The organism is Vibrio sp. 03_296 (assembly GCF_002265885.1).
Window position 1 is genome coordinate 1 of sequence record NZ_NPKW01001388.1, and the last position, 573, is coordinate 573.

A 573-nucleotide genomic window follows, 5' to 3' on the forward strand; every position below is an offset into this window, starting at 1 on the left:
GAGAAAGACCACTTCCGCAATCCAAGCACTCAGCGCGATGTCCGCTTTTGCAGAAGAGGAAAGCCAAGCACGCTTAATTTACCCTCTTTTTCTCTCCGCTTTTCACATACACTAGCGACCATCCCCCTAGTGAGCAGCGTCTAGCCAGGCATCCAAGCTGGATAGACGTTGTGTCACTTTCTACCGACTCAGACAATGACCTGTGTCGATAACGTTTCCTGTTTCCTGAACATATCCGACTGACATAAGAGGGCCGTATGACTGCGAGCTTGCCAAACAAAGAGATCACCAAAATCGTTGCTTCCGATCTGGATGGCACGCTGCTGGCACCGAATCACCAACTCAGCGAATTCTCTAAACAGACGCTCAAAGCGCTGCATGAGCAAGGTTACACCTTTATTTTCGCCACTGGCCGTCACCATGTCGATGTTGCCGGCATTCGCGCTCAAGTGGGCATTCCCGCCTACATGATCACCTCAAACGGTGCTCGTGTTCATGACCCAGCATGACAACTGATCGTACAGCAAAATGTCCGCTGAGCTTGTGCAACCTGTGATTGATATTGTCAAACAA

The 573-nt window shown here is 50.1% G+C and carries 1 pseudogene; it reads left to right on the forward strand.

Annotation, left to right across the window (positions count from 1 at the left end):
• Positions 1 to 257 precede the first annotated feature (257 nt).
• Positions 258 to 573 (forward strand): annotated as a pseudogene (locus CIK04_RS32520) (HAD-IIB family hydrolase); the annotation flags it as partial.